Genomic DNA, 26,696 nt, shown 5'->3' with positions numbered 1-26,696 from the left:
ATTCACAACTTACACCCAAACGGCTAAAGTGTAAAGAAGAAAAATAACAATGGTTATCATAGCTCTTTAATTTTATAATTTTTTCACAAGGTGTCTTGTCAGAACCATTATATAAAAAAATAAGAGTGGGATTGTGTGTACAATCCCACTCTTATTAGGTGTATTAACGGTTTCACCACTACCTGTAAGGAGAAATAGAATTTTAACTTTGATCAAATAATCACACGTCTTCTCTTCGTGAAATTATTATCAATTTCTAATCCATTACTTTTGCTAAAAAGTAATTTTTCTTCCCTTTCCGTACAACAACGAATTTTCCATCGAAATGTTGTGTTGGATCGACTGCAAAATCTAAATCGGTAACTCGGTCACCGTTAATACTTATAGCTCCTCCGCTCACATCTTCGCGAGCTTGACGTTTTGATGGTTCGATTTCTGTGTCAACTAACCAATCTACGATGTTTTTAGCATCTTTGGTAATTTCAACAGTTGGCACATGTTCTAACCCTTGCTCGATTTCCTCAATCGTTAAGTCTTTAATATTGCCTGAGAAAAGAGCTTCTGAAATTTTTTGCGCTTCTTCTAATGCTGCATCATCGTGAACAAATCGTGTCACTTCTTCAGCTAAGCGTCTTTGTGCTTCACGTTTACCTGGTTCTTTTTCAACTTTTTCAGCTAACGCATCGATTTCTTCTTTATCTAAGAAAGTAAAGAATTTCAAGTATTTGATGACATCACGATCATCTTGGTTTAACCAGAATTGGTAGAATTCAAATGGTGAGGTTTTCTTAGGATCTAACCAGATAGCGCCACCCGCTGTTTTCCCAAATTTTGTACCATCTGCTTTTAGCATTAAAGGAATGGTTAACCCGAATACTTTGGCTTCTGGTCCTTCTTTTTTACGAATCAAATCTAATCCTGCAGTGATATTGCCCCATTGATCAGCGCCACCAATTTGCAATTGAATATTATGTTTTTTATGCAATGTGTAAAAGTCAATTGATTGAAGAATTTGGTATGTGAATTCTGTAAAGGAAATACCACTTTCTAAACGACTAGCGACAATGTCTTTTGCCAACATCGTGTTGACATTAAAGTTTTTCCCGTAATCTCTTAAAAAATCTAATAAAGATAGTTCTGATAACCAATCGTAGTTGTTCACCATTGTTACCTCAGCATCTTTACCAAATAATTTTTTCATTTGGTTTGAAAGACTGTCCACATTATGTTGCACAGCTTCCATCGTTTGTAAAACACGTTCAGTTGTTCGTCCACTTGGGTCACCAATTGTTCCAGTTCCGCCACCAATTAAAATGTATGGGTGATGACCTGCTAATTGGAATCGTTTCATCATCATAAAAGGAATTAAATGTCCAATATGCATGCTATCTCCAGTTGGATCGACACCGCAATATAGCGAAATGCTCGTATTTTCTGTAAGTTCTCTTAGTCCTTCTTCGTTTGTTTGTTGATTGATTGCATCACGCCATGCTAGCTCGTCAATGATATTCATGTTATCACCCTCCATATTTATAATTATCTCTTTATAGGAAATCGTTCATTTAACGAAATAAACGATTAACACACTTGTTTTTACACGATATCCCGTGTTTATTTCTATGTATACACGGGTTCACGAAATTTTCTTTGGTCTGCCACGTATTCAAAAAAAGAATACAAAAAATCCCTAAGTCGTCGAAACGACTTAGGGACGAATTTCTCGTGGTACCACCCAAATTTATACATAGTTTAGTTTATTTAAAATACTATATACCTCTTAACAAATAACGCTGTTACCCGTGCCCTGTAGGCAGAAGCTCAAGAATGTAATTCGATAAATAACGTGTACTAGTTTCCAGCGCCACTAGCTTTCTGTAACAGTGGTTATTTCTCTACTGCTTTTCTGTCATTGCTTTGTATTTAACTTGTACATGTAGCATATTCCTTTTCGTTTTTTTTGTCAACACTCTTTGCTTAATTTTTTTTACTTTTATAAAAGATGTCCCTTTTTCACAAAAATAAAATAACGAATTCAAAATAATATTTATTTGTTTTAACAGCAACTACAGATAAAAAAATAACGAAAAAATTAAAAAAATATTCTTTTAAATTTTTTTGACTTTTTTTGTGATTTTCTATACTTTTATAAAATTCCCGAAGAAAAATGACGAACTTCGGATCAGAAGTTCGTCATTTTGTGAAAAACAGTTTTAAAGAATTGGTGAAAATAATCGTGAAATTTGTTGTTTAAAAATCAACCATTTTGACATGTCGCGAACAACTTCTGGAGTCATTGTTGTACATTTTTTTCGATCTTCTAAGAAAATTGCTTCTAATTGATCAATGATTTTTTTATCATATAACACAGCATTTGCTTCAAAGTTTAATTTGTAACTTCGGATATCTTGATTGGCTGAACCAACTGTGCAGACTTCATCATCCATAATCATTGTTTTCGCATGTAAGAAACCACCGTTATAAATTAAAATTTCAATATTTTCTTTCATCAATAAGCGGCCGTAATACTGTGTTGCTCGATAAATAAACGGATGGTCGGGCTTATCTGGAATCATAATTTTAACATCTACTCCTGAAGCCGCAGCAACCTTTAAAGCAGCCAAGACACTGTCATCAGGAACTAAATACGGCGTTTGAATCCAGACTCTTTTCTTGGCAGAAGTAATCAATTTAATAAAGGCCAATTTAATTTGTTCACGGTCACTGTTAGGACCACTGGCAATCATCTGAATGGATGTATTTGCCTCTGGCACCAATGCTTCAAGTTTAAAGAAATAATCCAATTGATACGCCACACGATTTTTCTCGGGGGAAGAGACGTTCCAATCCATTAAAAAACGCATTTGCAGTAATGAGGCTGCTGGTCCTTGAATCCGTAAATGTGTATCCCGCCAATAGCCAAACTTTTTAGTCGTTCCGGCATATTGATCGGCAACATTAAAGCCGCCAATGTAGCCTACTTTTCCGTCAATAACAACAATTTTCCGGTGATCATGATAATTCAAACGAAACTTCAAAAGTGCTTTTTGAGAAGTAATAAACGTTTGGACAAAACCACCGTTTTTTTTCAATTCATTCAAATGATGAACCTTGGTGCCCTTTGAGCCAAAGGCATCGTAAAGCAACCGCACTTCAACCCCTTCAGCCGCCTTTTCTTCTAATAAGTTCAAAATTTTGGTGCCGATATGATCCGTTACAAAGGCATAATATTCAATATGAATGGAGTGCTGAGCTTTTTTTATGTCCGCCATCAACGCATTGAATTTTTCCGTACCATCCGTAAAAATTTCAACATCATTTTTCTTAGTCAGAGGCATCCTATTTAACGAGGAAAAAAAGTCTGTAAACTGTTGTTGCTCCTCCGTCGGCATCTTTTGACTATAAAGTTCAAAACTTTCTTCTTGGAAATTCTGAAAATTCTCTAATTCCCGCAAATCACTTTGTTGCAAATAAAATTTCTTTTTGTCGGTTAAACCGCGACCAAAGAATAAATATAAGAAAAAACCAAAAACGGGTAGAGCAATCAGTACGAGTAGCCATGCCCAAATTGCTGCTACATCTCGAGGTTTTAACAAAATGGTAATTCCCGCAATAATTGCATTAATAAAATAAATAACTGTTAAGACGCTAAGAATCAATTGTCTTCCTCCTTTATTTGTTACGTTTTAGTATACCATCAATTACGGATTTGGAATATCTTTTCTTTAGCTGCTTCTGTCTCAAAAAATAAAAAGACCCCCTCATTCTAGTACCAGTAACTAGAATGAGGGGGTCTTTTTGATGTTTGTTTGAAAGTCTTTTAACTTAATTTCGTGTAAATGGACCTTTAGGAGCAATCAATTCTAAATTTGTACCATCTGGATCGGTAAAGTAAGCAACCCCTGTACCAAAACCGCTCTTCAAGCCATCTTCTTCTTGGAATGTAATCGGCTCTCCATCAGGTTCTACGCCAATCGCTCTTAAACGTGCAATAGCTGCATCAATATCTTCCACTTCGAAACACATATGCATTGCACTAATTTGTTCGTTGGAATAAGAAGCTTTTTCTGATTTTGGTTTAACATATTCTAATAAATCAATATTGATGTTTTCTAGATGCACATTGGCATACTTGATTAATGTATCATCTAACCCTTGTGTTTGGGCCATCCGTTTTCCACCAATTTCATCACGATTTGCGATTTTTGTTCCTGTTAATGCTTCATAAAACTTCACTGATTCATCCAAATTACTGACTGTAATCCCCACGTGGTTGACTACTGAAAAACCTTTAACTGCTTCACTCATTGTATCTCCTCCTAGTTAATTTTTAGAAATCAAACGTGTCTGGATCTGGTCCCACACGTAACGATTCATTCAATTGGTTGATTTGTGCCATTTCTTCTGCACTTAGTTCAAAATCAAAGACCGCTGCATTGCTAATCATCCGTTCTTTGTGGACAGATTTCACGGCTAATAAGATATCTTGTTGAATATCCCAACGTAAAATCACTTGGGCTGCTGATTTATTATGGTTCTCAGCAATCGCCAAAATGGTTTCATTAGATAATAATTGGCCTTGCATCAATGGTGACCAAGCTTGGACTTTGATATCATGTTTTTCACAGAAATTACGCACTTCTTTTTGATCCAATTTTGGATGTAGTTCCACTTGGTTAATTACCGGAACAACTTTTGCATAAGAAAGTAAATCTTCTAAATGATGAACTTGGAAGTTGCTGACACCAATTGCTTTCACTTTTCCTTCGGCGTATAAAGTTTCTAAAGCTTGCCATGATTCTTTGTAAGAATTATTTCCTGGCCAATGAATTAAATACAAATCTAAATAATCTAAACCTAAACGTTCCAAACTATCATTGAAAGCTTGAATTGTTTCATCATAGGAAATATGCGCGTTCCAAACTTTCGAGGTAACAAATAAGTCCTCACGGTTCAAACCAGTTGCCGCTAAGCCTGCTTTAATTCCCGCTCCTGTGCCAGATTCATTACCATAGATTTGCGCTGTATCGATTAAACGATAACCATTGATAATCCCTTCTTCGACCACTTTTGCTGTCTCTTCATCTGGTATTTGGAATACCCCGAGACCCATTCCTGGAATTTTAGTGTCGTTGTTTAATGTTACTGTATCTGCTAGTGATGTAATCATTTGATTCGCTCCTTTAACGTTTTCTGATATCATCATATACCGTGCCGTACATGCTGTATAGTACGTACTTTTTCGTTTCATAGGAACCAAAAAGTGCGCTTTTTGGTAAATTCGCTTTTTTAGCCTGAAAAATTTTTAACTTTTTTTATTACCTGAACTGCCAGAAACAAAATATACTAGTTTTTTATTAGTTTTTCAGGTATCAGCAATAAAGTTACTAACTGATTTTGGTAGCTTCAATGAAGTTCCATTGATTAATTTTTCATATAGTTAAAATCTATCCCTACCTCGAGGAACTTTCCATAGGCTTCTTTTAATATCCAAAAAAGAAGAACCTTTCAGCTTCGCTAACTAGGGAGCTATAATTGCTAAAAATGACTTTGCTTTCAAAAATAAAAAAAGAAGTTACTACATTAGTACAATTTAAAGTTGTAATTCTCTGAATATCTACTTCTAACAGATAATCTGAAATTACAATAATAAATTTGTTATAAGAATATAACACACTAAATTCTATTTCTTCCGACAAAATTTATTATTGAAGGCGTACATTTATAATACCCAATTCAATTGCTTTAACAACTGAAGCAATTGCAGAATTTGTTCCTAATTTTTCATTGATGGAATAAACATAGTTACGAAGAGTTCGCTCAGTAATATTCATTTTGGAAGCTATTGCTGATTGTTTTACTCCTTGCGATAAAATTCTTAATACTTCTTTTTCTCTAGGAGTAATTAGGTTATGCTTTAAATCATGTCTACTTGTTTGAGGAAATATTTTTTTGTCTTCATAGCTGATTTTTTTCAAATTCTCAATCAAAGAGTCAACCGCTATATGTTTGTCTAAAAAGCCATTAGCTCCGATACCAATTGCTTTATCTCTATACTCTGCTAAATCAAATCCAGATAAAAAAACTAATTTTGTTTTTGTTTTTCTCAACACTTCTTCTCCCAATTCCAAGCCATTGAACATACCCATGTGAATATCCATCAAAATTATCGATGGTCGATATGTTTCAATCATTTCAAAAACCGTGATTGGATCTGAAATATATCTAAACTCTTTAACATCTGCATAGTTTTTTAAAGTCATCTCGAGACTTTTTCCAATCAATTTATGGTCATCAACTAGTAATATTTTCATATTGCTCTCCCTTCATACAAGGAATAGTGACCCAAACTTTCGTACCGCTATTTGGACCTGGTAAAGACAACATCTTAAATGAACCATTCAACCAATTAATGTCATTTTTTATCGAAAGTAGGCCGATGTGATCATTCGTCTGAATTAACGATTTTTCAAACTCTAAAATATTGCCAACCCCTACTCCGTCGTCTTCTACTATCAACTGAATCTCAGCGTTGTCTATTTCAACTGTTACTTTTCCTATTTCAGCATCTGCATGTTTTCCAATATTTTCATTTAACTCTTTCACGATCCGATATAGTGGAGCAATAACATGCTGTGGTATTATTTTCTCAATACTATAATCCAATATAAACTCTGTCTTCGGATATTTTTTGTTAAAATCATCAATTAATATTTGTAAGTTTTCTTTAAAAGTAAGATGGTAAAGCGTTGATGGATACGTGTTAAAGATTTCAGAACGTATGGAACTAACTAATTTTGAAAACTCCTCATTAATTAAATCCATAACCATGACATCTCCTGACAAATTTGATATTAAAGTATGAAGTCCAATAACAGACTGGAGTATGTTATCGTGAAGATAATTAGCGTAATTTTTCTTCTCAATCTCCATACTATTAAATAGCTTGATTCTTAACAATTGACAGACCTCTATTGGATCTTTCACATAACTTTTGCTATTTAAGTGAAGTAATCTTACGGTAATTATCAAGGTTCCATGTTGTTCTACAGTTTTATGTATAGATTTCAAATCAATATCATTGTCATTGTTTTCAAAGAAAATCCAAACTGTATATCCAGAGATTATTATGGGTATACAGGTATATTCTTTTTTTCGAAACTTAATTTTTTGTTTTTGTTTTTTTAGTAAATGAATCTCTTTTTTTAGTGAATTAAAAACTGCTTCGCCTTTTTGACATAGCAAATAACACCCTTCTTTTGATTCAACAAATACAGCTAGTCTTTGGCTCGCAGTTAATTCTTCTAATTTATCGAGCAATAATTCAGATACATTATTGAGAAATTGCGAGTATGTAACTTGATCTAGTACTTCTAACTTTTCGTTATTTAAATTCCTAAAATTATTTTTTAATTGTTTTACTTTATTTGAACGTATTGCATTTATTGATAGATGAGTCAAATAACATACTAGGGCGAAAAGAATAGTCAAAATGAAACTTTTCCAGAGAACAATACCAATTACTTCTAGAATTAAGAAGAAAAATGCACTATATACTAAGATACAAAACGCTAACAGAAATTTTTCAGATAATATAATCTCTCTTTCCTTAACGAGAATATAAACTACACCAGTTGGTAAAATAGTAACTAGTATGGTAGTTTTATCCCAATCATAAAAAGATAACTCTGGGAAAAGCAGGCATATAAAATAAAATAAGATAAGTAGTACAAAAGAAAGTAGTAATGAAGTAATCAAAACTTTATATTTTAGTGCACTAAAAAAAAATTTCTTTTCTTTAATAATTGTTAAAGAATTGACAGTAATTGACGAAATCATTAACAAGATCAAAGTAGGCCCTACATAAAAATCAAGTAACAGAGCCAAATAGCTGTATAGTGAAACACAACATAGAAGAATACGATTTTTATTAAGTTTTTTCTTATCATCTATATGTATAAAGGAATACAAAAACAGATAAAGGGTTAATGGATGGCAACATAAAAGAAATAGTCCTACTAGCTTTAGAACCCATATATCCGAGTAAACCAATAACACTGTCCAACCCAAATAGAAAGTTAATGAAAAAAAAGATAATGAATATAGTTTTTGGGGGAGCTTTATATAGACAAAACTTCCTAAAAAAATGATATATATACTGCATAGTAAACTTAGGAAGCTCATTTCTTTTTCCATAAATGCTGAGTAAATAACAATATATGATATGGTAACCAACCATTTCAAACCAATTCCAACTTTCTTTCGCTTATCCACCAAGTACTTTCTCCTCGTAATATATATTTTGAGAGAATGCTTATCCCTTCATTCTATCTTATGGGCTATCCCCCAATTTTTTAAATAAAAATAACGGTTTTTACTTAGATACTGTGTAACATTCCTGAATAACAAGTCTTAGAAAAAACTTACGAGAAGATGTTAGCTCTCCTTGTAGCTAGTCTGCGATAAAAAGTTTGCCTAGATCATTGGTATAGCCTCCAACAAATTAGCCGAGTCCACCTCTAGTAGAGATTAGGCGGCTATCCTAATGAGAGAAACTCAATGAATTCGAGCAAAGCTGTCGTTAAGCAACGCAATTTCGAGGTATCTTACAGTACCTATGCAAATTCCGAGTAAATAATGATAAGAGCCCTTCACAAGGGACTTTTTTTGGTTTAGATGTTAGGTTCCGAGAAATTAGATATTCACTTTATGACAGACAATCCAACGTTGTCAGAGCTAAAAGAAGTGTCATTTTAAAATAATCAAATTGGCGCAATTCAAATAAAAAAGTTGATTCTTTAACCGTTTTTCCGATAAAACCAAGTTAGCGAAATATGCTGATTTTTATTAACGACTAAATCAATTAAGTAACTCTGAATACGGAAACACACCTATAGTCAAACAAAGTACTCGTTATCTCCACCATTAATTAGTTAAGTCTAACCAAGTCCATGGAGAGATTTGATCCTAAACGCAATATGTATTGTAAGAAAAACTACAAGAAAATAATCGGATATAACATATTTTTTAAATACTTAGCATATTGACCAATCTTCTACACCAAAAAACGCTTACATCAAATTATAATAACATTCTCTACTTCAACTAAGATAATTATTCTTACTTGAAGTAGAGATCAGACCGAACTTATTCAAAAATCATCATCCTAATATCTAAGTGATAAAAGTAGTGAACCTAAAAAATGACCAGAATCTCACTAACGTTCTGCAAGCTAAATCATAAAACAGGAATACATAGTAAGCTAAGTTCTACTATTATTCTATTTCTAATTCATCTTAGCAATTCAATCTAAGTCTTATTTATACTATACATATTAACACACACTGAGGCTTATTACTAATTAATTTAATACTAATTAGTTGACAAATAATCTTTTTTAGTTTTATGTCTAAAAAATAGATAAAACTTTGAAAAGACTATTCGTCTATTATTTTTCTATAACTTCATTTTTTATTTAAAAAGACAATGTTAGGTGTATGAGTAATTATTTCGTTTTTTTCAAGCATGCAATATGATAAAATAATAATTTCATCTCCGATTTGAACCTTTCTCGCAGCTGCTCCATTCAGACAAATAACGCCAGAACCACTTCTCCCCTCAATCGTATATGTCTCAAATCGTTCACCATTATTATTATTTACAATCTGTACTTTTTCATTAATTTCAATGTTAGCTAATTCCATCAAATCTTTAGCGATTGTAATACTTCCAATATAAGATAAGTTTGCATCTGTCACAGTAGCTCTATGAATCTTCCCATTTAAGATTTCTTTGAACATTAAATATCCCCCCGTAATTGTATTTAAAATTTTCGATAACGCAAGTAGCGGTGATTTATAATTTCTTGCTCAGATAAAGAAAGATATTCATTAGCAAATAATATTAGTTTTTCTCTTAAGTAAGCAAAATTGGAAGAATTTCTCTCCCCATCTGAAAATATAGGAATAATTTTTTCAACTATTTCCAAATCATATAATTGTTTTGGAAATACTTCCATTATTTCACTTGCTTTTTTCTTTAGCTCGCTGTCTTTCCAAACGATAGAAGCAAAACCTTCTGGTGATATTACAGAATAATAAGCATCCTCTGCAATCCAAACTTCATTTGCTATTGCTAAAGCTAGCGCACCTCCACTATTTCCAGAACCAATAATTATTGACAATACTGGTACTCCCACAGAAGAAAGTTCAAATAAGTTACGTGCAATTGCTTCTGATATCCCTCTTTCCTCTGAATCACTATCACAGCTTGCACCAGGAGTATCAACTAAGCAAATTACTGGTCGTTTAAATTTCTCCGCTTGCCTAATCAAACGTAATGATTTTCTGTCCCCTTCTGGATGAGGCATTCCAAAATTGTAAGATACATTTTCCTTTATATTTTTTCCTCTACGAATTCCCACAATAGTGAAAAACTGCTCATTAATACGACCAATTCCACCTATAACAGCCTGGTCATCTCTATATGTTCGATCACCTTTCAATTCAGTAAAATAATCAAAACAATGACAAATGAAATCTTCCGCATTTGGACGATCAATTTCTCTCACCGCTTCAATCTTTTTCCAATTATTTTTGTTAATCATCTTCCGTCTCATCTACTTTGCTATTTGTATTTGCTAAACAGGAGCAAATCATTTCGTTTAAAAATCTCCTCAACTCTGTTCTCGGAATAATAGCATCTAAAAATCCTCTCTCCATTTGAAATTCTGCAGTCTGAAAGTTTGCAGGAAGCTCTTTTCTTATAGTTTGTTCAATTACTCTTCTTCCAGTAAACCCAATCATCGCACCTGGCTCTGCAATATTAATATCTCCGAGCATAGCAAAACTAGCAGCTACACCTCCTGCAGTCGGGTTAAGTAAAACAGAAATATACAATAAGCCCTTTTTATCATGTAAATTTAATAACATAGATACCTTCTCCATCTGCATCAAAGAAGTTATTCCTTCCTGAACTCTTGCACCTCCCGAACAGGAAAAAATAACCAAGGGCATATTGTATCTCGTCGCATATTCAGTTATCAACGCAAGCTTTTCTCCAACAACGTATCCTAGTGTACCCATTAAAAAATCAACATCCATTATTGCTAAGGCTAATTTCTTCCCATCTATTCTTGCAGTTCCAGTTACAACAGCTTCTTGGAATTCGGATTTTTCTCTTGCCTTATTCAATTTAATTTGATATTCAGCCATCTTTACTGATTTTTTTCTCGAACATCGTCAAACAATTCAACAAAGTTATTTAAATCTGTTAATAGCTTAATTCGTATATATGGATCAATTTTCAAATGCTTTCCACAATTAGCACAAATATAGTACTGCTCTAATAATATTCTTTTCAAAGATTTTTTTTTACATTCAAAACAGATAACTTCTTCTGGTACACTATTTTCTACACAATCATCCAAACAGATTTTTTTTACCATATTTGTCCCTCACTTTGTAATTCTTAAACTAAAAATTCTTTGTATAGTCAGAAAAACTTGTTACGTGGTCTATTCTTAAAAATTATGTTTGTCTTTGATTCTCACTCTCGCTGTAAATCAACTACCATTAAATTCCCATTGATCAATGTTTTCTTCAAAATAACGGCATAATCTGATACTAACTGTTCAATATACTGGGATGAATACATTTTATAGTTATATTTAATAGTAATAATTAGTTCATTATCATATTGTGAAATAACAAATACTAAGGGTAGACCCTCTGCTATCCCTGAATGGTCTCTAATTGTACATTCGTATTCATCAACTACGATTTTCTGATAAGACATGTAGTTGAATACTATATCAAACAGTGTACCTTTTACTAGTTCGTCAAAGGGCATACATTGAAAAATTTCTTGCATACTAATTTGTTGATGTGGATAGTGATTGAGTATATTTTCTTTCACCTCTTTGACAAATTCTTTAATTTGTTGCTGTTTGCTCAATTTGAATCGAATACCATGCATTTCAGTCATCAAACCAATAGAACGATAATGCTGTGTTCCCTTACGTCCCGGAAGAAATGTCCCCACAGAAAAATCTTTTCTCCCAGTGTACTGATAAATCAATAACGCAAACGCAGAAAACAATAGCATATATTCTGTACAGCTCATTCCTTTACAAGCTCTCTTGACTTTTGTCAAAAGTTCTTCTCCAAATGAAAATGAGTATTCTTTATAGAAGTGATTGCTATATACTTTTATTTTTTGATCTTCTAAATCACCAATCAAACGAACAGCTTTTTTTCTATTTTTGTAATATTCAAGCAAGTAATCAATACTTTGTTGATTTTTTTGATTTGAACGACTTTCTATATAATTTACGTAACCAGTATCCTCAGAAATAATTGTATTTTCCACGCTGTTAAAAAGCTCATATAAAAAAATATGCAAAGAATAATAATCAAAAATACAATGGTGAATATTCAATACAAGCATTTGCTGCTCATTCGTATCTTCAAACAACAAAAATTGATATAGACATGGGGTATTTAAATCAAAAAAAGCTTGTAGATAACTGAACAAATGTATATCCTTCAGACACTTACAGTCATGAATTTCTAAATAACCACTTGCTATCTGCTTACTTCGTAATAGCTTTACCTTGTTATTGACATTATCTTTTTCAAAATAGTAAGAAAATATAGCATGTCTTTGTAAAATCCTTTCAATGCCTCTTTTAAATATCGAAGGATCAATGTATTTGTTAAATCGAATACTGAATACCATATTATATGATGAAATATTTGGCAACTGATTTTTCTTCAATTCCTTTTTTTCAAGTTCTAACAAGAATTTTTGAAATGGAAGTGCTGTTACTTCCTCAGGTGCACCAGTTACTTTCAAAGAAATTTCTTTAGAACTTTTTTTATTGATTTGATCATCTATATCATTCAAAAATGATTTTACCGAATTGTATTCTGCTAAACATTCAAAAGGTATATCTATTTCATATACCGCTTGAAGATACATCAACAGTCGATACATATCTAAAGAATTAATCCCTTGGCTAGAGAAGTCTTCATCTACATATGCTAAATCAATTGAAAAGTTTGAAGATACTTCTTGTAATAATTTTTTTGTCTCCTTTCATGTAAAACGATTTCATCTTTATAATCTATCTTAATTTTATTGTAAAAATTAACAAGTTCTTTCTTTATAATTTTGCCATTTGTATTTAATGGAAACTCTTCAACAGATACATAATGATCCGGAATCATATAATCGGGTAACTTTTCTTTCAAGTACTTATGTATTCTATTTTCTGATATTCTTTGCTTAGATAAATAAAAAGCTATCAACTTGTCCTTTCCAATATCATTAATTTTTAAAACAACCGCTCTATCAATTCGGGGTACTTCCTCTAACTTTAATTCAATTTCTTTCAACTCTATCCTAAAACCTCGTATTTTTATTTGATCATCTTTTCTTCCTATATAATAAACCATGCCATCTTTTGTTTTATAACCTCTGTCTCCAGTTTTATACAAGAGACTATCAGGATACATTGGGTGAGTAACGAAATACTGTCCACTAAGTTCTTTTTCGACATATCCATTTGACATATTTTTCCCATAGATACATATTTCACCTTCAACTAAACAATCACATTCTTCTGCCTTCTCATTAAGAATAACTATATTAACACCACTTAAAGGGTATCCAATAGACATTTTTTCTATATTTTTAGCTTTTTTTTTGTCGATAGCCAATACTGTCGAATAAACAGAACACTCGCTTGGTCCATAAAAATTGAAAATTCTTGTATTCTTCATAGAATCAAAAGAATATAAGTTATCTACTAATTTAAGTGGTAAAGGTTCTCCACAACTAATAATTGTAGGTAAACAAAAAGATGAGTACGTGCTAAAACGTAAACTATCCAAAACCAACTGTAGATAGCATGGCGTTATATCAATGATGTCCACTTTGTTTATCTTTATAAATTCAAGTAAATTAAGTGGATTTTGTTTTAATTTTTCTTGAATAAATATCAGTTTGTTACTTGTTAATAGCGAAAAAAATATTTGTGCTATGGATGGATCAAATATCGTCGGTGCAAATACCCCTACCGTCTCAATATCTGTTTGATTTATTACTTTCCTCATTCCTTCAACAAGATTATGTAACCCAGCATGATTACCAATAATACCTTTAGGATATCCAGTTGTTCCAGAGGTATAAATAATATAAGCTGGATCCGCTTGCTCAATTTGTACCGTTGGCATAAGAATTGATTTATCTCGCAGTGCACAAAGCACTTCGCAACTATATATAAGGGAATCTATGTAATCATTGTTTAAAATTTTATTTGAAACAATCAATCTCACCTTTGAAACATTTACAATTTGCTTAATTCGATTAACTGGATGCGTAGCATCCAACGGTAAAAATACTAATCCGAGCTTTAAACAAGCCAAAAGAACAGCAGGATAGTAATCGCCTTTTTCAAGCATCACACCTACTACATCCCCTTTTTTTAATCCTTTAGCACACAATCCACTGGCAATCTGTTGGACATGTCCAGTTAACTCTTCATTTGTAATCCCATTACCACTATTTTGTATAACAACTTTTTTAGGAAATAACTTTGCTTGTTTTTCAAATTCTAAGAATAAATTGTAATTCTCCAAAACAGATTTAGTATTCATTTGACTGCTCCTGTTTTGTTGGAAGATTTTTTATCAAAATACTTGCGTTGCTACCACCGAAGGCAAAAGAATTTGACAATGTATATTTATAGTTGAAACCTTGGTCATTCATTGAAGACAATTCTGTTAAAAGTCTTTCATCAGAGTTTGCTGTTATCGGCTTAAGTTCACTCATTTGATAAATCAAAGAAAGTCCCAACTCTACTGCCCCAGCAGCTCCTAAACAATGACCTGTCATAGATTTTGTAGAAGATATATGACACTTTAATTCAGTTTCTGACAGAAAAGAAGCTATCGCCTTACTCTCCATCACGTCATTAGCTTTCGTTCCGGTGCCATGAGCATTAATATATAAACTATTGTCTTTCGAAATATTCTTGTTTTCAGTCGTTTGCATCATTGCAGATAAAGCCCCCGTTCCATCCGGTATCGGGCTTGTCATATGATAGGCATCATTAGATAATCCATAACCAACTACTTCTCCATAAGAGGTTGCTCCTCTATTCTGCGCATACGTTTGATTTTCTAAAATTAAAACACAACACCCTTCCCCTAAGTTAATCCCATCTCGTTCCTCACTAAAGGGCTTAGCAAGAGATAAGCTTAGAGCATCTAAGGATTTAAATCCATATATTGAAATAGCAGAAATATGATCTGTTCCACAACAAATAACGACATCTCGCTCACCTGATTCAATTAAGTCCACAGCAATCCCGAAGCCAGCTGTTCCAGAAGCACAGGCGGAGCTAGTTGTATACATTGGCGCACTAATTCCCATAGTTTGAATAACACGTCTAAGACAAGCCTTACTATTTAGAATCCAATATAAATTTTCTGTTTCTTTTACATAATTTTCTAAGTAATCAGATCCCATAATCGATGTTGCCAAAGATACAGCAAGACGTAGATTATTATCTAAGACTAAATTTGCATGCTCTAGAGCTTCTTTCATAGCATGAAGAGCCATTTTTTCAGATTTATCCATTGAGAAAATCGTCTTTACTTCTTCCTTTTCTACATTGTGATTGATACCACAATACATTTCCCCAAGGTCATCAAACTCAGCTAATGATGTCATCTTAAAATAATTTTCTTTTCTAAGCTCATCAATAATCATTTGCTTATTTTTTCCTAAACAGCAATTTATTCCTATACCAGTAATAACCACTTTATTCTTCAAATTCACTCCTCCATTCATTATTTTCTTTAAAGCACATCTAAAAAAGCATATCCAATTATTGCCTCAGCTACTTTTTTATCTTTAACTTTCGCTTGTACAAATACTTTTGCCAGATGCTTTTCTTTGCTGATTAGCTTCGCAATTATAATTATTTCATCATTAACAATTACCTTGCGCTTAAGTTTCAAATTATCTACTCGTGTAAGATAGGAGAATGTTGATCTCTTAGCAGTCTGCTGCTGTTTTCTTTCAAAAAATAAGAACCCACCAACCTGAGCCATTGTCTCTAAAATTAGTACTCCTGGAAATACTGGATTTCCTGGAAAATGTCCCTCAACCCAAAATTCGTCTTCCTTAATAGTTTTCTTACCAATAACTATCTTCTCATACTCTTGCTCAATTATTTCATCTACAAATAAAAACGGTCTTCGATGTGGTAAGACTTCTGTAATAAATTGATTCAAAGTTATCCTTCCCCCTAAACTTCCTTTCATTTGTATCACCGTTTAAAATAAATTTGACTATTCTTCTTACTGAAATTATTTGCACTTTCAACAAATATTTTTACTGTACAAATATCCTCTGATATCTTTTCAATAATTTCTGAACTAATCTTTCCTGTATCAACTAACTCACAGCCAGCTAGGCGTAGATTTTCTCTAAAGGCTAACAATTTTTGTGTTAAAATTTTAAAACTCAAATCAAAAGCCCGAGCTTGACTTTTATAAATCTCAGCTAATATATCAACTTCTAAATTTTTTGCTATTTTTTTCGCATAATCACTCACAATACTAAAGTGCTCTTTCTCTGGAAGATCACAAGATGCCATTATAATTAAATCAGGATTTTTTTCAATCACAGCATGTTTATATAATCCGTCAGAAGCAACAACAAGCTGTCCCTTATGTAAAGGTAACAGTCGTTCCAAAAATATTTTTAAAAGAGCTGAAACGTTGTCATAATACAATGGTGTTCCTAAAACTAGCACATCTGACTGACGAATCCTCTTCAAATATTCATTCATTGGATCCTTTAGTACACATTGGCCGTTATGCTGATTCCAACATCTAAAGCAACCCGTACACATTTTCAATTGATTCTTATTTAGGTTAATCGAATGACATATTCCTCCACGCTCAACAACACCTTCTTTAAAACTTCTAAGCATCATTCCTGTATGTCCCTTTTCTCCTCGTGGACTTCCGTTTATTATAGTAACAATCATATAGCCTCCTATTTCTTCATAAAAAGAGCATTAGTCTCTTTCATAACATCAACTTCAAGTAATGCTATTTTTTTCAAATAATCAATGATCATATCTATTACTTTTTCAGGTTGCTTCATAATAAAATTATAAGAAATATTATTTTGAAGTTTTCTGGCAAAATCTCTCCACAGAGCAGCAAGATTTATCCATTTATTTTTTATAATTGCAGAATCATCATTCTTTAAATAATATTTTTCTAGTATTGTTTTAAACTCATTCCGAAAAAAGGCATCCGTGCCTCCACAAATTAATTTTTGCATATGTAACATCTGTAAATATATATATTTTCTATAGTTATTTTTGTTCTTTGTTTTGTTATACTTACTAATATCCATTTTTAACTTTTTAAAGTAATCTATAATTTGTTCAAAAGTTTGAATACCTTCAACTCTAACTAACCTCTCTTCAGAAATATATTCAAATTCTGAAAAATAATTATTGAGACAAGTTAAAAGTAACTCTTCTTCTGCTATTTCTAATTTTTTTCTTAAAAGTAAATTTTCTTGTAATTTCCTTTTACATATTTTATATATATAAAATTCGCCATTAAGTAACCATACTTGTTTTTTTGCCACATCTTCAAGAATGCTCTTCATTAAAAATTCTTGCGTCCCTTGAAATTCAAAATAGATTTTTTGTTCGTCCATATCATCAATCATTAAATACGATTGCCCTGTAACTGAAATGTTTCTTGTGTCATATTTTTCTACACCCAGAAAATCCCCTAATAATGGCAATATATATAAATATTTCTCTCTATTTTGAAAATACTCAGAAAAAAAAGTTTGACTATCGATTGTTTCATATATAATTTCCAACTCATCAAAAATATAAGGAAAATTCATTTCTCCAGAGCCATTCAAGCCAATTAATTCATTCTTGCGAAAAGGAAATTTGTACAACGCAATTTTTATTCCTCCAAGAAAAAGAAAAGACTTTGTTAATTCAATTGTTGGATCTATCTCCTTAAATATACGATGTAAGGTCACTAGTCTACATTCTCTAAATTCCAATTAATTTTCTCCTCTCTTTTTCATGAAGTCAAACCACCATCCGCCACAATTGTAGTTCCAGTTATATAGCTAGAGCTATCACTCAGTAAAAACAAAACTATTTTTGCTATTTCTTCTGGCTCTCCAATACGACCAAGAGGAATCTGTCTTTCTAAATTTTTTTTATCTATAGATGCATTTAGCATATCTGTTTGAATATACCCAGGAGCAATACTATTTACACGAATATTTTTCCTTGCTACTTCTTTTGCGATTGCTTTCGTCATTCCAATCAATCCATGTTTTGAAGCACAATAATTACTTTGTCCTTCTGTTCCTATTAACCCAGAAACTGAGGAAATATTCACAATAGAGGATGGCTGTCCGGAACTATACATTCCAGGTAAAACTACTTTTGTCACTCTAAAAGGACCAGATAGATTTGTATCAATAACAGAATTCCATGAAAAATCATCCATGATCATTGAATACTTATCTTTTACAATCCCCGCATTGTTAACTAAGAATTTAATTTCCCCAAGTTCTTTTTCGATTTTATTTACTACAACTTTTATATCATCTAGTTTTGATATATCCATTTTATATCTAAAAAGCTGATTTTTCTCCTCGAAATCCTGTAACTCTTGATTAATTTTTGAAGAATAGAGATAGGTCATAACTACAATCATTCCATGATTACATAATTCTTTGACAATTGCCTGACCAATACCTCTGCTTCCTCCTGTAACTAATACAATCTGATTTTTTAATGATTCAAACATATTACTCACCCTACCTTTTACTGAGTAAAAACAAGTTACAATTTCCCGATAGATCATAATCGGCCACAATTACACAACAATTTGTCTTGTCTGACTTTAACAATTGAGTAATTCCAACATTACAAACCACACCTAAATTTCCTCCCAAAGCCTCAAAAATTTCTAAATTTGTATTTACATATTCTACTGACTCTTGAAAATACTCTTTAAGCCCGTCTTTTTCTTCTTGTCGCTCTGCATCGATACTATTGTTAGATATAAAAGAGAGAAGCGAATTATTTTGAAGATCATAACATTGACAAAGTTCTCCTAAAAAATTGAAAAGTAAGTGACTGAACTCACGATGCAAACCAGTAAAATAATTATGCTCACCTATATAATATTCGGTATATGAAACTAGTCTGATTGACTGACTTTTTTGTTCTGTCGATAAAAACATTGTTGAGGCATTTTCTAAAAACTGCCGACCGATTTGGGCAAAACTTCTTTTTAGAATCTCACTATGTGGTTCCAGTCCACAAGTAAATATGGAATCGACACGGCCATTTTTTATCATGCGAGCGGACATTGCGAGATAGTTACTATTCAATAACATTGTACTTGGTCCAGTATGTTGATAAACTTGACAAAAATGGCCCAACGCAGCATTATTTACAGTATGCGAAAATTGAATGGGGCTAACACCTACCACTCCTTTTTCCAAGTAACTTTTAATAAATTTTAGGTTTGTATCTACTGGCCCATAACTCGTATTGAATATAGTTCCAACTTTTCTACGATCAACCTCTCCCAAAATATTTCCTTGACCTGCAGCTATAGCTAACAAAGACATCCGATCAAGTCTTCGGTATTTCCTTATTTTTGCTAGTTCACCGACTTCAATTTGTTTAATGTTCATCAAGTAGTCATTCCATGATTCTTTTGGGGGCGAACTCATAACTATCGCTGCCTTATTGATAAAAATATTTGTCATACCTTCATTCCCCCTCTCTTTATTCCTACACTTTAATTGCGTATTATGTGTAGTTACCGTAATTAATCAGTCTTCAGCATCTTTAGTATTTTTTTGTGTAAAATCGATTTTTATTAACCGTTCAGAGATCACATCTGGAAGTTCTTTTACAAGATTTCCTTTATCATCTAATAAGACATGCGTAGTCATCCCCTTACAACAAAGTTGATTTTTATTATCGAATAATCTGTAAAAAAATTGAAACTTATTAGAAATTAAATCTCCTTTCAAATTGTAACGAATAGCTACTGTACATTCCGGCTTAAACGATTTAATATATTTTAAATATTGGTTTGTCAATGGAAATTTATACATATGGATGCTGTGCTCTTCATCTTCACCAAAATATTTTCTAATGAAATCAAAACGTGCTTCCTCTAACCAGTATAAATATTTTCCATGATGTGCAATACCATAGGAATCGAAATCAGAAAATCTTGGCTGAAGTGTGTAGAGTCCTTTTATTTCAATGACCGTCTTATCCATTAATTACTGTTCCTCAGTATTTTCTTGTATGTATTTAGCTAAACTACTTATACTGTAAAAAACACTGCTTTCATCAATATCAATAGATACACCGTACATTTCTTTGATCCCTGATACAACTTCCAATGCATCCACGGAGTCCAGATCCATTGTATTTTCTGTCATCTCTTGTTCTTCAATCATTCCACCAAAAAGTGGTGCGTCGTAATCATAATTTTCCTGATCAAGATCATAAATGTTACAACGACTGATAATCATTTTTGTTAACTCACTTTTCAAATTCCCCAACAGTTTCACCTTCTCTTCTCTATTTATAAAATAATTTATACGTCATTTAATTTTGAAAGGGCCAAGAAGAACACTCCTAAGCCCTCGCAAAAATTCAAATCTCTAGCAACAAGTTACTGAACCTTTATTTGGGGTAATAACTTCTTCGATTTCTTCTAAATCTTCAAAATCAATAATATTGAATTTTTCTTCCATCACCGTTCTCCTCCTTTACGATTTATTGCCATCTTGTAGCCAACAGCACTTTATTATTACACCTTAGAATTAGCAACACATTACGCTACCACTTCCGGGTGTAGTAACCTCTTCAATTTCTTCCAAATCTTCAAAATCAATAATACTGAATCTTTCTTTCATTATTTATCCCCTCTCATTAAATATCCGTTTTATTAGCAGCAAAAAGCACTTCCTGCCCCTGGAGTGATAACTTCTTCAATTTCTTCTAAATCTTCAAAATCAATAAATTTCATTCTCAGTTTCTCCTTTCTCTCTTTAACAACAGAAACATGGTCCGAATCCTGGTGTAATAACTTCTTCAATACTGTCCAAATCTTCGAAATCAAAATCATGTAAAAGCATTTTTTATCCCTACTTCCTTCTTTTTTTGGTATCTCATAAAAAATTAAAATATCCTAAGTTATGATTTGTCCTTCTTCCAATTTAAAAACTTGATCACAGAATCGCTCTACAGATTCATCATGTGTTACAATAATGAAAACCTTGTTTTCCATAAATGGAAGCGTTCGAATCAGTTTCAAGAATGCATCTGTATTTTTTTTATCTAAATTTCCAGTAGGTTCATCAGCCAAAATAATTTTAGGTTCCATTAGTAAACAACGGGCAATTGCCGTACGTTGTTGCTCACCACCAGAAATTTCATTTATATATTTTTCTTCAATCTTCTTAATTCCTAACCAATTGACTAGCTGTTCATAATTATCTGAATGATTTTCAATCTTTTCACCTTTTAAACGAAGCGAGAAAAGAATGTTTTCTTTTACATTTAAAAAGGGAATCAAATTAAAATCTTGGAAAATGAATCCAATATCATTAGTACGTAATTCAGCTAATTGATTACTATTAAATTCTGTGATGTTCTTGTCCCCTATTTTCACTTCCCCTTTAGTAGGATGAATTAACCCACCAATAATGTTCAGCAAAGTAGATTTACCTGAGCCAGACGGTCCCACTAAAGCATAAATATTACCTTTATCTAGAGTAATTGTTATACCATTTAGAACTTGCTGAGAGTGCCCATTTATTCCGTATTCCTTTTCGATAGACTTTAGTTCAATCATATTTTCACCTCCCTATTCAGATTCTTACTTACTATTTTTTTCTTTTAAAATAACTCTAGAAATTAAAATAATCCCCAAGACAAGTATCAAATAGATAACAACTAATACTGAACATACTTGCAAGTAAGGAATATTAATGGCAGGTTTGAATACAATGACTTCTTCCATCATCTTAATCCCACCTTCAGCAAAAATAATTCCGAAAAGCCAACCTAAAACGACACCTAAAATATAGATAATAGACATTTCTATTAACATGCTGATAAGCAAAGCTTTTCTTTTCATCCCTATAATTAATAATCCTTTGTATATTCTTTGTCTAGAACTAATTGAAAGAATAAACATATTTAATATGATTGCTCCACTGAAAAAGATCAGCGCATAAATAAATGCTTCAATCATTTCAGTTTGTTTAATTGCTTGATTTTTGTATTTCTCTTTCAGATCACCAATGTTCATTAAGTCATAATTTTTAACAGATAAATACTTTGTGAATTCTTTTATTTCCTCATCACTCAGCCGATTCAAATAGATTGTGTTATAAATTCCTTTAACACCTTTTCCAAATAAATACTCTGTTAAAGCCGATTTTGATGTAAACACTTGTTGTAAATCCAATGGCTGATAAAAATCTTTCGGACTAATTTTTATAGATTTGTCTTTATCAAAGGAATAATCTATGACTTGATTACGTTTAATCTTTGATTTTTCAGATAATTGTGACGGAAATAATACATTCAAAATATCATTATTTAAATCAAAATCTTTAATATTAAACTCTTTTTCCATTTCTAGCACTTGAATATTTTTGAATTTAGAAGAAACGCCTGTCAAAATCAAAGTGTCTTCATTATTTTCTTTTTCAATTTCCATACTTAAAGCAATCTCAAAAGCTGCATGTGGATATAAGTTCTGCAAATAAGCCTTAACTTTTTCTTCTTTGACCTCAGATAATTCATTCATCACAAGTATATGTTCAAATCTATAGGTCTCATCTACCTTTTGTACAACAGCTTCCTTGACAGAATGAAAAAAGGTCAACATTCCTACTAGAAGCATAACCGAAAAGGCCAATGTAGATATTAATGAGCTGATTCTTTTAATATTCCAGCAGTTTTCTTCCACAGCAACGAACAAAGAAAGTCTGTTAAAACGGAGAGACAAAAAACGAAGAGATACCAATGTTCCTGCTATTAATGGATCAAAAATCAAGATTAAACCTGTAAATAGTAAAATTATTGTCATAGTTGAGTATCCACTAACAATTGAAACAATCAACAGGATAATACCTAAAGTTAACTTGATTCTAGATAAAAATTTTTCTTTACTAGTAGGTTGAGACTTGATCGTGCTGGCTTCTTTCTGTTTACTTTCTACTTCGATATTCATACTTTTTAGATTTTTTGAACCGCACCACATGAAAAATAAAATTGCAAAAGCAATAACTATTAGATAAATATAACTTGGAATATGTTCGACCTTCATGTCTTGATAATTAGACAAAAATATTCTTGAAAACACTATGCCTGTGAAAAGTCCCATAACGGCTGTAACAGAACTTATCAGAAAGCTTTCAATACTTAAAACCTGCTGAATTTTTTTGTATTTCATACCTAACTTATATAGCAGTTGGAATTCTTTCTTTCTCCCTTGAATAACAATCGAGTACGTATTATAAATAATAAATAAAGAAAAACCTACAAGAACTCCCGTCCCTAATTGTAAAAATAATTTCATATTTTTAAAGTCTTTTTTTAATAAATAGTCTGCTAACTCATTTTCAATTCTGTAGTTTAGTGTATAAATAACTCCTAAAGAAAATGTCAATAGCAACATTGTTACAAAAAATATCAATATGATGAAAAGAAACTTACTACTATTTTTTTTAAAATTTTCTCGAATATATATCCACATATTTCTCACATCCTTCATAATGTCTTCAAAAAGATTTTAATGCTTTCTTAAAAGAAAGAAGTACTTGTATTAGACTTATAAATGCCATTACATAGACGAAAATGCTTATTACTGTTGAACTAAATCCAAATACATTTAGATAATTCAATGTTATACGTATAATAGAAAAAATCCCTGCAATACCAATAACATATGAAAGAATAAAATAAAGAAACAATCCAATCATTTTTTTGTTTTGAAATTTTTTTAAAATTGAGGTCTCTTTTTTTATTACTCCTGCAAGAAGCAATAATAACTGCCATCTTGTCCCTTCACTACCATATATGATTGTAAAAATATGGTATCCATCACTCGTTGATAGCGGTAATAAACTACTAAAAAGATACCCTATATTAAGAAGAGCTATATAACCAAACCACCAATTATTTGTAATGATAAATAAGCATAATGAGAAAAATATCAGTATACAGTTATTTATCATACCAAAACCTAATATCTTAACTCGTTTCCAACTATCGATCGTATACATATCTGAATAACGAATATATATCACTGGAGAAAATCCCCATTTCAAACGAATGTTTAAGCTTTTCCATCCAACATTATAGTAATTAGACGATAATAAATGACCTAATTCGTGAAAAACAAGTGATCCGCTTCCAGCAAATAAAATAACAATAATATCTACTTTAGTCACATTTAAAATTGAAAAATTTATCTGGCTTATGTAAGAATCTATTAGTTGAACTGGAAATTTAATAATAATAATTGGAAATCCAATTAACATTACAGCTATCAACAATAAATTTAAATAATATATGCCTTTAGTCACTCTCTCAATTCTTTTTTGAATAGCAAATAAAGGAATTTCAAATAGTTTCCGACTATTCAACTCAAACTCGATATTACTTTGACTATTTGTATTTGGGTACGTACACAAATTATGCTTACTTAATATGGTTCTCATTTTTTCGTAGCTAATCGTACTATTTTCATGTAAAAATTCTTTTACTTCTTCAATTTTTTCTTTCTTAAGCAAAGGAATCAAACCTTCAAAAAAAGTATATTGTTCCTTTGAAAGTTTTATATATTTACTTCTTTTTTCACTTATCAAAAAATATTTAGTATCTTTCATAGATTTATCTTTAATAAGAGTAACATCATCAACGACTAGCCCTTTTGATTTATCTAAGTCAAGTTTTTGTGTATCCAAAATTACCAGTCCTTTTTGAAACTTTTTTAAAACTATCCCAAAAAAGTTTATATTCAGCTGATGTTTTATCCATAGTAGCTAAAGTCTTAATAGATTCTTCAATGGTCGTTCTAGAAAAAGTACATCTTGGTGAACTAACTACGTACATATCTCCATGAGATTGAAATTGAATTCCCTTACAAAATACAGAGCAGATTTTTCTTGCAAAACATGCCTGGCATTCAGGTGCATCTTGTCTACTAACATTGGCGATGCCATGTGCTTTTTCATAATTCAATCCTTCTTCTATATTTCCCATATTAAATTTTTCTTCATTTACAAACATTTGACATGGATAGATATGCATATTTGTATCAAAAAACAGCGAGTGTCCTGCATTACAGTCCCTTAAAGAACGATCTTTAGCAATTTGAATGAGTGGAGCAATAATTCCAGAAGGGATTTGATCTGTTTCTCCTTTGTAGAGTTTTCCTATATAATACTGCGTGATTTCTCTAGTAAAGCTTTCTAGATTTGATAGCAAGCGTTCACCAGTAATAGCTAATGATTCTACACCTGTATCTACAGGTACTATAGCAAGATTTTCCCACCCTAACTCATCCATTGCTTTTGCCCACTTAACTCCATCACCTTGTTGATAATTCTCTAGATGATTTCTATTTATCGTTGCTTGTAAGACATATGAAACACCTTGCTCTTTCATTCTATTTATTCCTTTTACCACATTGTCATATACACTCAGCTTTCCATCTCCCTGATAAATCCTTGCAAGATCATTCAATTTTTTAGGTCCATCCAAGCTTGTAACAATAAATATGTTGTTATCTTTTAGAAATTCTATTGCTTTACTTGAAATTCCAACTAGATTAGTACAAATAGATGTTGGTGGAAATTCCATATCATTTTTTTTAAAGAAATCTTGTGCTTCCTTAACAAATGACTTGATTTCTCTAAAATTAATCATCGGCTCTCCACCAAAAAAGCACATACTTTTGATGCCATCTGAATAATTTTCAAGTGCAAATCTAACTGCATTCATATAGTTTTCTTTAGTAAAAAATGCAGGTTTATCCGATACAGACCCATACTCTCCCTCACCTGCAAAGCAATATGTACAACCGAGATTACATGTTCTAGCAGACATAAATGTCAACGCAACAGTCCCTCTACCTGGAACTTTTTCTACAGCTACATCTGAACTATTTTCCTTTTTAAATTGTTTAAGTAGTTCATCTATCTGTTCGTTAGTCATCTGATCTACGGACAGTTCTTTAGAAACTCTCATCATTCGAGAAGTTTCAGGATGGAAAAAAATATTAAATTGCTCTTGATCACTATTTATTAAATACACCTGATTCTGCATACTTTTCCTCCTCATATATTAGTACTCGCTTCATAAAATCATTTTAAATTTACAAATAATGAAATACCATGTATATAGTTTAAAGGAACAGGAATGTAAATTAAATAAGTAAAAGCGGAAAATTGTTATGAATCCATAGATAATTTTTTAGTAATGTTTACACTTTAAATGTTATAGAATAAAATGATAAGTAATATGAATGCCTACAATCTTTTTACATTATTTTGTCTAGAGATACACCTAT

At 31.8% G+C, this 26,696-nt stretch carries 25 protein-coding genes and 1 other annotated feature; all 25 genes read right to left on the bottom strand.

What is annotated here, in order from left to right:
• Positions 1–256: 256 nt before the first annotated feature.
• Positions 257–1,513, bottom strand: a complete 1,257-nt coding sequence (gene tyrS / locus IGJ90_RS02030) for a tyrosine--tRNA ligase (protein ID WP_002355444.1) — start codon at positions 1,511–1,513, stop codon at positions 257–259.
• Between the two features lie 191 nt (positions 1,514–1,704).
• Positions 1,705–1,919: a binding site (T-box leader), on the bottom strand.
• A gap of 291 nt (positions 1,920–2,210) precedes the next feature.
• Positions 2,211–3,656 (bottom strand): cardiolipin synthase, encoded by a 1,446-nt coding sequence (cls, locus tag IGJ90_RS02025; RefSeq protein WP_002361214.1) that lies wholly within the window; start codon positions 3,654–3,656, stop codon positions 2,211–2,213.
• 166 nt (positions 3,657–3,822) lie between these two features.
• Complete coding sequence (locus IGJ90_RS02020; protein WP_438767495.1) at positions 3,823–4,305, bottom strand: VOC family protein; 483 nt, start codon at positions 4,303–4,305, stop codon at positions 3,823–3,825.
• Positions 4,306–4,327: 22 nt separating this feature from the next.
• Positions 4,328–5,203 carry an aldo/keto reductase gene (locus tag IGJ90_RS02015; protein WP_438768303.1) on the bottom strand — a complete coding sequence of 292 codons (876 nt, stop codon included), beginning with the start codon at positions 5,201–5,203 and terminating at the stop codon, positions 4,328–4,330.
• Positions 5,204–5,702: 499 nt separating this feature from the next.
• The gene (locus IGJ90_RS02010; RefSeq protein WP_002366128.1) at positions 5,703–6,311 is read right to left on the bottom strand and encodes a response regulator transcription factor; all 609 of its coding nucleotides are present in this window, start codon (positions 6,309–6,311) and stop codon (positions 5,703–5,705) included.
• The gene (locus IGJ90_RS02005) at positions 6,292–8,271 is read right to left on the bottom strand and encodes a sensor histidine kinase (protein ID WP_080001630.1); all 1,980 of its coding nucleotides are present in this window, start codon (positions 8,269–8,271) and stop codon (positions 6,292–6,294) included. The genes IGJ90_RS02010 and IGJ90_RS02005 overlap by 20 nt, the downstream gene beginning before the upstream one ends.
• Positions 8,272–9,461: 1,190 nt before the next feature.
• Entirely contained in the window at positions 9,462–9,797 is a 336-nt protein-coding gene (gene panD, locus IGJ90_RS02000; protein WP_438767492.1) for an aspartate 1-decarboxylase, read from the bottom strand.
• Between the two features lie 23 nt (positions 9,798–9,820).
• On the bottom strand, positions 9,821–10,603 hold the full coding sequence (locus tag IGJ90_RS01995) for a carboxyl transferase domain-containing protein (protein WP_438767490.1): 783 nt from the start codon (positions 10,601–10,603) through the stop codon (positions 9,821–9,823).
• A complete protein-coding gene (locus IGJ90_RS01990; protein ID WP_438767488.1) occupies positions 10,596–11,210 on the bottom strand; it encodes an acetyl-CoA carboxylase carboxyltransferase subunit beta in 615 nt (204 codons plus the stop codon). Before IGJ90_RS01990 ends, IGJ90_RS01995 begins: the two co-directional genes overlap by 8 nt.
• 2 nt (positions 11,211–11,212) lie before the next feature.
• Positions 11,213–11,443 carry a hypothetical protein gene (locus IGJ90_RS01985; protein ID WP_438767486.1) on the bottom strand — a complete coding sequence of 77 codons (231 nt, stop codon included), beginning with the start codon at positions 11,441–11,443 and terminating at the stop codon, positions 11,213–11,215.
• 101 nt (positions 11,444–11,544) lie between these two features.
• The gene (locus tag IGJ90_RS01980) at positions 11,545–13,050 is read right to left on the bottom strand and encodes a condensation domain-containing protein (protein ID WP_438768301.1); all 1,506 of its coding nucleotides are present in this window, start codon (positions 13,048–13,050) and stop codon (positions 11,545–11,547) included.
• Positions 13,041–14,657 (bottom strand): amino acid adenylation domain-containing protein, encoded by a 1,617-nt coding sequence (locus IGJ90_RS01975; protein WP_438767484.1) that lies wholly within the window; start codon positions 14,655–14,657, stop codon positions 13,041–13,043. The genes IGJ90_RS01980 and IGJ90_RS01975 overlap by 10 nt, the downstream gene beginning before the upstream one ends.
• A complete protein-coding gene (locus IGJ90_RS01970) occupies positions 14,647–15,843 on the bottom strand; it encodes a beta-ketoacyl-[acyl-carrier-protein] synthase family protein (RefSeq protein ID WP_241408333.1) in 1,197 nt (398 codons plus the stop codon). The genes IGJ90_RS01975 and IGJ90_RS01970 overlap by 11 nt, the downstream gene beginning before the upstream one ends.
• 20 nt (positions 15,844–15,863) lie before the next feature.
• Positions 15,864–16,331 (bottom strand): 3-hydroxyacyl-ACP dehydratase FabZ, encoded by a 468-nt coding sequence (gene fabZ / locus IGJ90_RS01965; RefSeq protein ID WP_195805054.1) that lies wholly within the window; start codon positions 16,329–16,331, stop codon positions 15,864–15,866.
• A gap of 5 nt (positions 16,332–16,336) precedes the next feature.
• Positions 16,337–17,062 carry a flavodoxin family protein gene (locus IGJ90_RS01960; RefSeq protein WP_016615374.1) on the bottom strand — a complete coding sequence of 242 codons (726 nt, stop codon included), beginning with the start codon at positions 17,060–17,062 and terminating at the stop codon, positions 16,337–16,339.
• Positions 17,063–17,070: 8 nt separating this feature from the next.
• A complete protein-coding gene (locus IGJ90_RS01955) occupies positions 17,071–18,117 on the bottom strand; it encodes a hypothetical protein (protein WP_438767481.1) in 1,047 nt (348 codons plus the stop codon).
• 20 nt (positions 18,118–18,137) lie between these two features.
• Entirely contained in the window at positions 18,138–18,878 is a 741-nt protein-coding gene (gene fabG / locus IGJ90_RS01950; RefSeq protein ID WP_126268213.1) for a 3-oxoacyl-ACP reductase FabG, read from the bottom strand.
• Between the two features lie 10 nt (positions 18,879–18,888).
• Complete coding sequence (locus tag IGJ90_RS01945) at positions 18,889–19,851, bottom strand: hypothetical protein (RefSeq protein WP_142957245.1); 963 nt, start codon at positions 19,849–19,851, stop codon at positions 18,889–18,891.
• Between the two features lie 66 nt (positions 19,852–19,917).
• A complete protein-coding gene (locus tag IGJ90_RS01940) occupies positions 19,918–20,376 on the bottom strand; it encodes an acyl-CoA thioesterase (RefSeq protein WP_016615378.1) in 459 nt (152 codons plus the stop codon).
• A gap of 3 nt (positions 20,377–20,379) precedes the next feature.
• Entirely contained in the window at positions 20,380–20,673 is a 294-nt protein-coding gene (locus IGJ90_RS01935; protein ID WP_241408280.1) for a hypothetical protein, read from the bottom strand.
• 380 nt (positions 20,674–21,053) lie between these two features.
• Complete coding sequence (locus IGJ90_RS01930; protein ID WP_016615380.1) at positions 21,054–21,233, bottom strand: hypothetical protein; 180 nt, start codon at positions 21,231–21,233, stop codon at positions 21,054–21,056.
• A 63-nt stretch (positions 21,234–21,296) separates the two neighbouring features.
• On the bottom strand, positions 21,297–21,962 hold the full coding sequence (locus IGJ90_RS01925) for an ABC transporter ATP-binding protein (protein ID WP_010775565.1): 666 nt from the start codon (positions 21,960–21,962) through the stop codon (positions 21,297–21,299).
• A 24-nt stretch (positions 21,963–21,986) separates the two neighbouring features.
• Complete coding sequence (locus tag IGJ90_RS01920; RefSeq protein ID WP_438767478.1) at positions 21,987–23,894, bottom strand: FtsX-like permease family protein; 1,908 nt, start codon at positions 23,892–23,894, stop codon at positions 21,987–21,989.
• Between the two features lie 7 nt (positions 23,895–23,901).
• A complete protein-coding gene (locus IGJ90_RS01915) occupies positions 23,902–25,089 on the bottom strand; it encodes a hypothetical protein (RefSeq protein ID WP_438767476.1) in 1,188 nt (395 codons plus the stop codon).
• Positions 25,070–26,452: a radical SAM/SPASM domain-containing protein gene (locus tag IGJ90_RS01910; protein ID WP_232620656.1), complete on the bottom strand. Its 1,383-nt coding sequence runs from the start codon at positions 26,450–26,452 to the stop codon at positions 25,070–25,072. Before IGJ90_RS01910 ends, IGJ90_RS01915 begins: the two co-directional genes overlap by 20 nt.
• Positions 26,453–26,696: the final 244 nt, after the last annotated feature.

It is taken from the genome of Enterococcus sp. AZ129 (assembly GCF_051714505.1).
Lineage (GTDB): Bacteria > Bacillota > Bacilli > Lactobacillales > Enterococcaceae > Enterococcus > Enterococcus faecalis.
The sequence above is the reverse complement of the archived record's forward strand: the minus strand, read 5'-3'. Positions and strand labels throughout refer to the sequence as shown.

Coding starts and splice junctions, on each gene's coding strand:
- IGJ90_RS01930 (WP_016615380.1), bottom strand. CDS start 21,233: ATGATTTTGATTTCGAAGATTTGGACAGTATTGAAGAAGTTATTACAC.
- IGJ90_RS01920 (WP_438767478.1), bottom strand. CDS start 23,894: ATGAAGGATGTGAGAAATATGTGGATATATATTCGAGAAAATTTTAAA.
- IGJ90_RS02020 (WP_438767495.1), bottom strand. CDS start 4,305: ATGAGTGAAGCAGTTAAAGGTTTTTCAGTAGTCAACCACGTGGGGATT.
- IGJ90_RS01995 (WP_438767490.1), bottom strand. CDS start 10,603: ATGATTAACAAAAATAATTGGAAAAAGATTGAAGCGGTGAGAGAAATT.
- tyrS (WP_002355444.1), bottom strand. CDS start 1,513: ATGAATATCATTGACGAGCTAGCATGGCGTGATGCAATCAATCAACAA.
- IGJ90_RS01990 (WP_438767488.1), bottom strand. CDS start 11,210: ATGGCTGAATATCAAATTAAATTGAATAAGGCAAGAGAAAAATCCGAA.
- fabZ (WP_195805054.1), bottom strand. CDS start 16,331: ATGAAAGGAAGTTTAGGGGGAAGGATAACTTTGAATCAATTTATTACA.
- IGJ90_RS02015 (WP_438768303.1), bottom strand. CDS start 5,203: ATGATGATATCAGAAAACGTTAAAGGAGCGAATCAAATGATTACATCA.
- IGJ90_RS01985 (WP_438767486.1), bottom strand. CDS start 11,443: ATGGTAAAAAAAATCTGTTTGGATGATTGTGTAGAAAATAGTGTACCA.
- fabG (WP_126268213.1), bottom strand. CDS start 18,878: ATGTTTGAATCATTAAAAAATCAGATTGTATTAGTTACAGGAGGAAGC.
- IGJ90_RS01910 (WP_232620656.1), bottom strand. CDS start 26,452: ATGCAGAATCAGGTGTATTTAATAAATAGTGATCAAGAGCAATTTAAT.
- IGJ90_RS01945 (WP_142957245.1), bottom strand. CDS start 19,851: ATGACAAATATTTTTATCAATAAGGCAGCGATAGTTATGAGTTCGCCC.
- IGJ90_RS01940 (WP_016615378.1), bottom strand. CDS start 20,376: ATGGATAAGACGGTCATTGAAATAAAAGGACTCTACACACTTCAGCCA.
- IGJ90_RS01925 (WP_010775565.1), bottom strand. CDS start 21,962: ATGATTGAACTAAAGTCTATCGAAAAGGAATACGGAATAAATGGGCAC.
- panD (WP_438767492.1), bottom strand. CDS start 9,797: ATGTTCAAAGAAATCTTAAATGGGAAGATTCATAGAGCTACTGTGACA.
- IGJ90_RS01960 (WP_016615374.1), bottom strand. CDS start 17,062: ATGATTGTTACTATAATAAACGGAAGTCCACGAGGAGAAAAGGGACAT.
- IGJ90_RS02010 (WP_002366128.1), bottom strand. CDS start 6,311: ATGAAAATATTACTAGTTGATGACCATAAATTGATTGGAAAAAGTCTC.
- IGJ90_RS01975 (WP_438767484.1), bottom strand. CDS start 14,657: ATGAATACTAAATCTGTTTTGGAGAATTACAATTTATTCTTAGAATTT.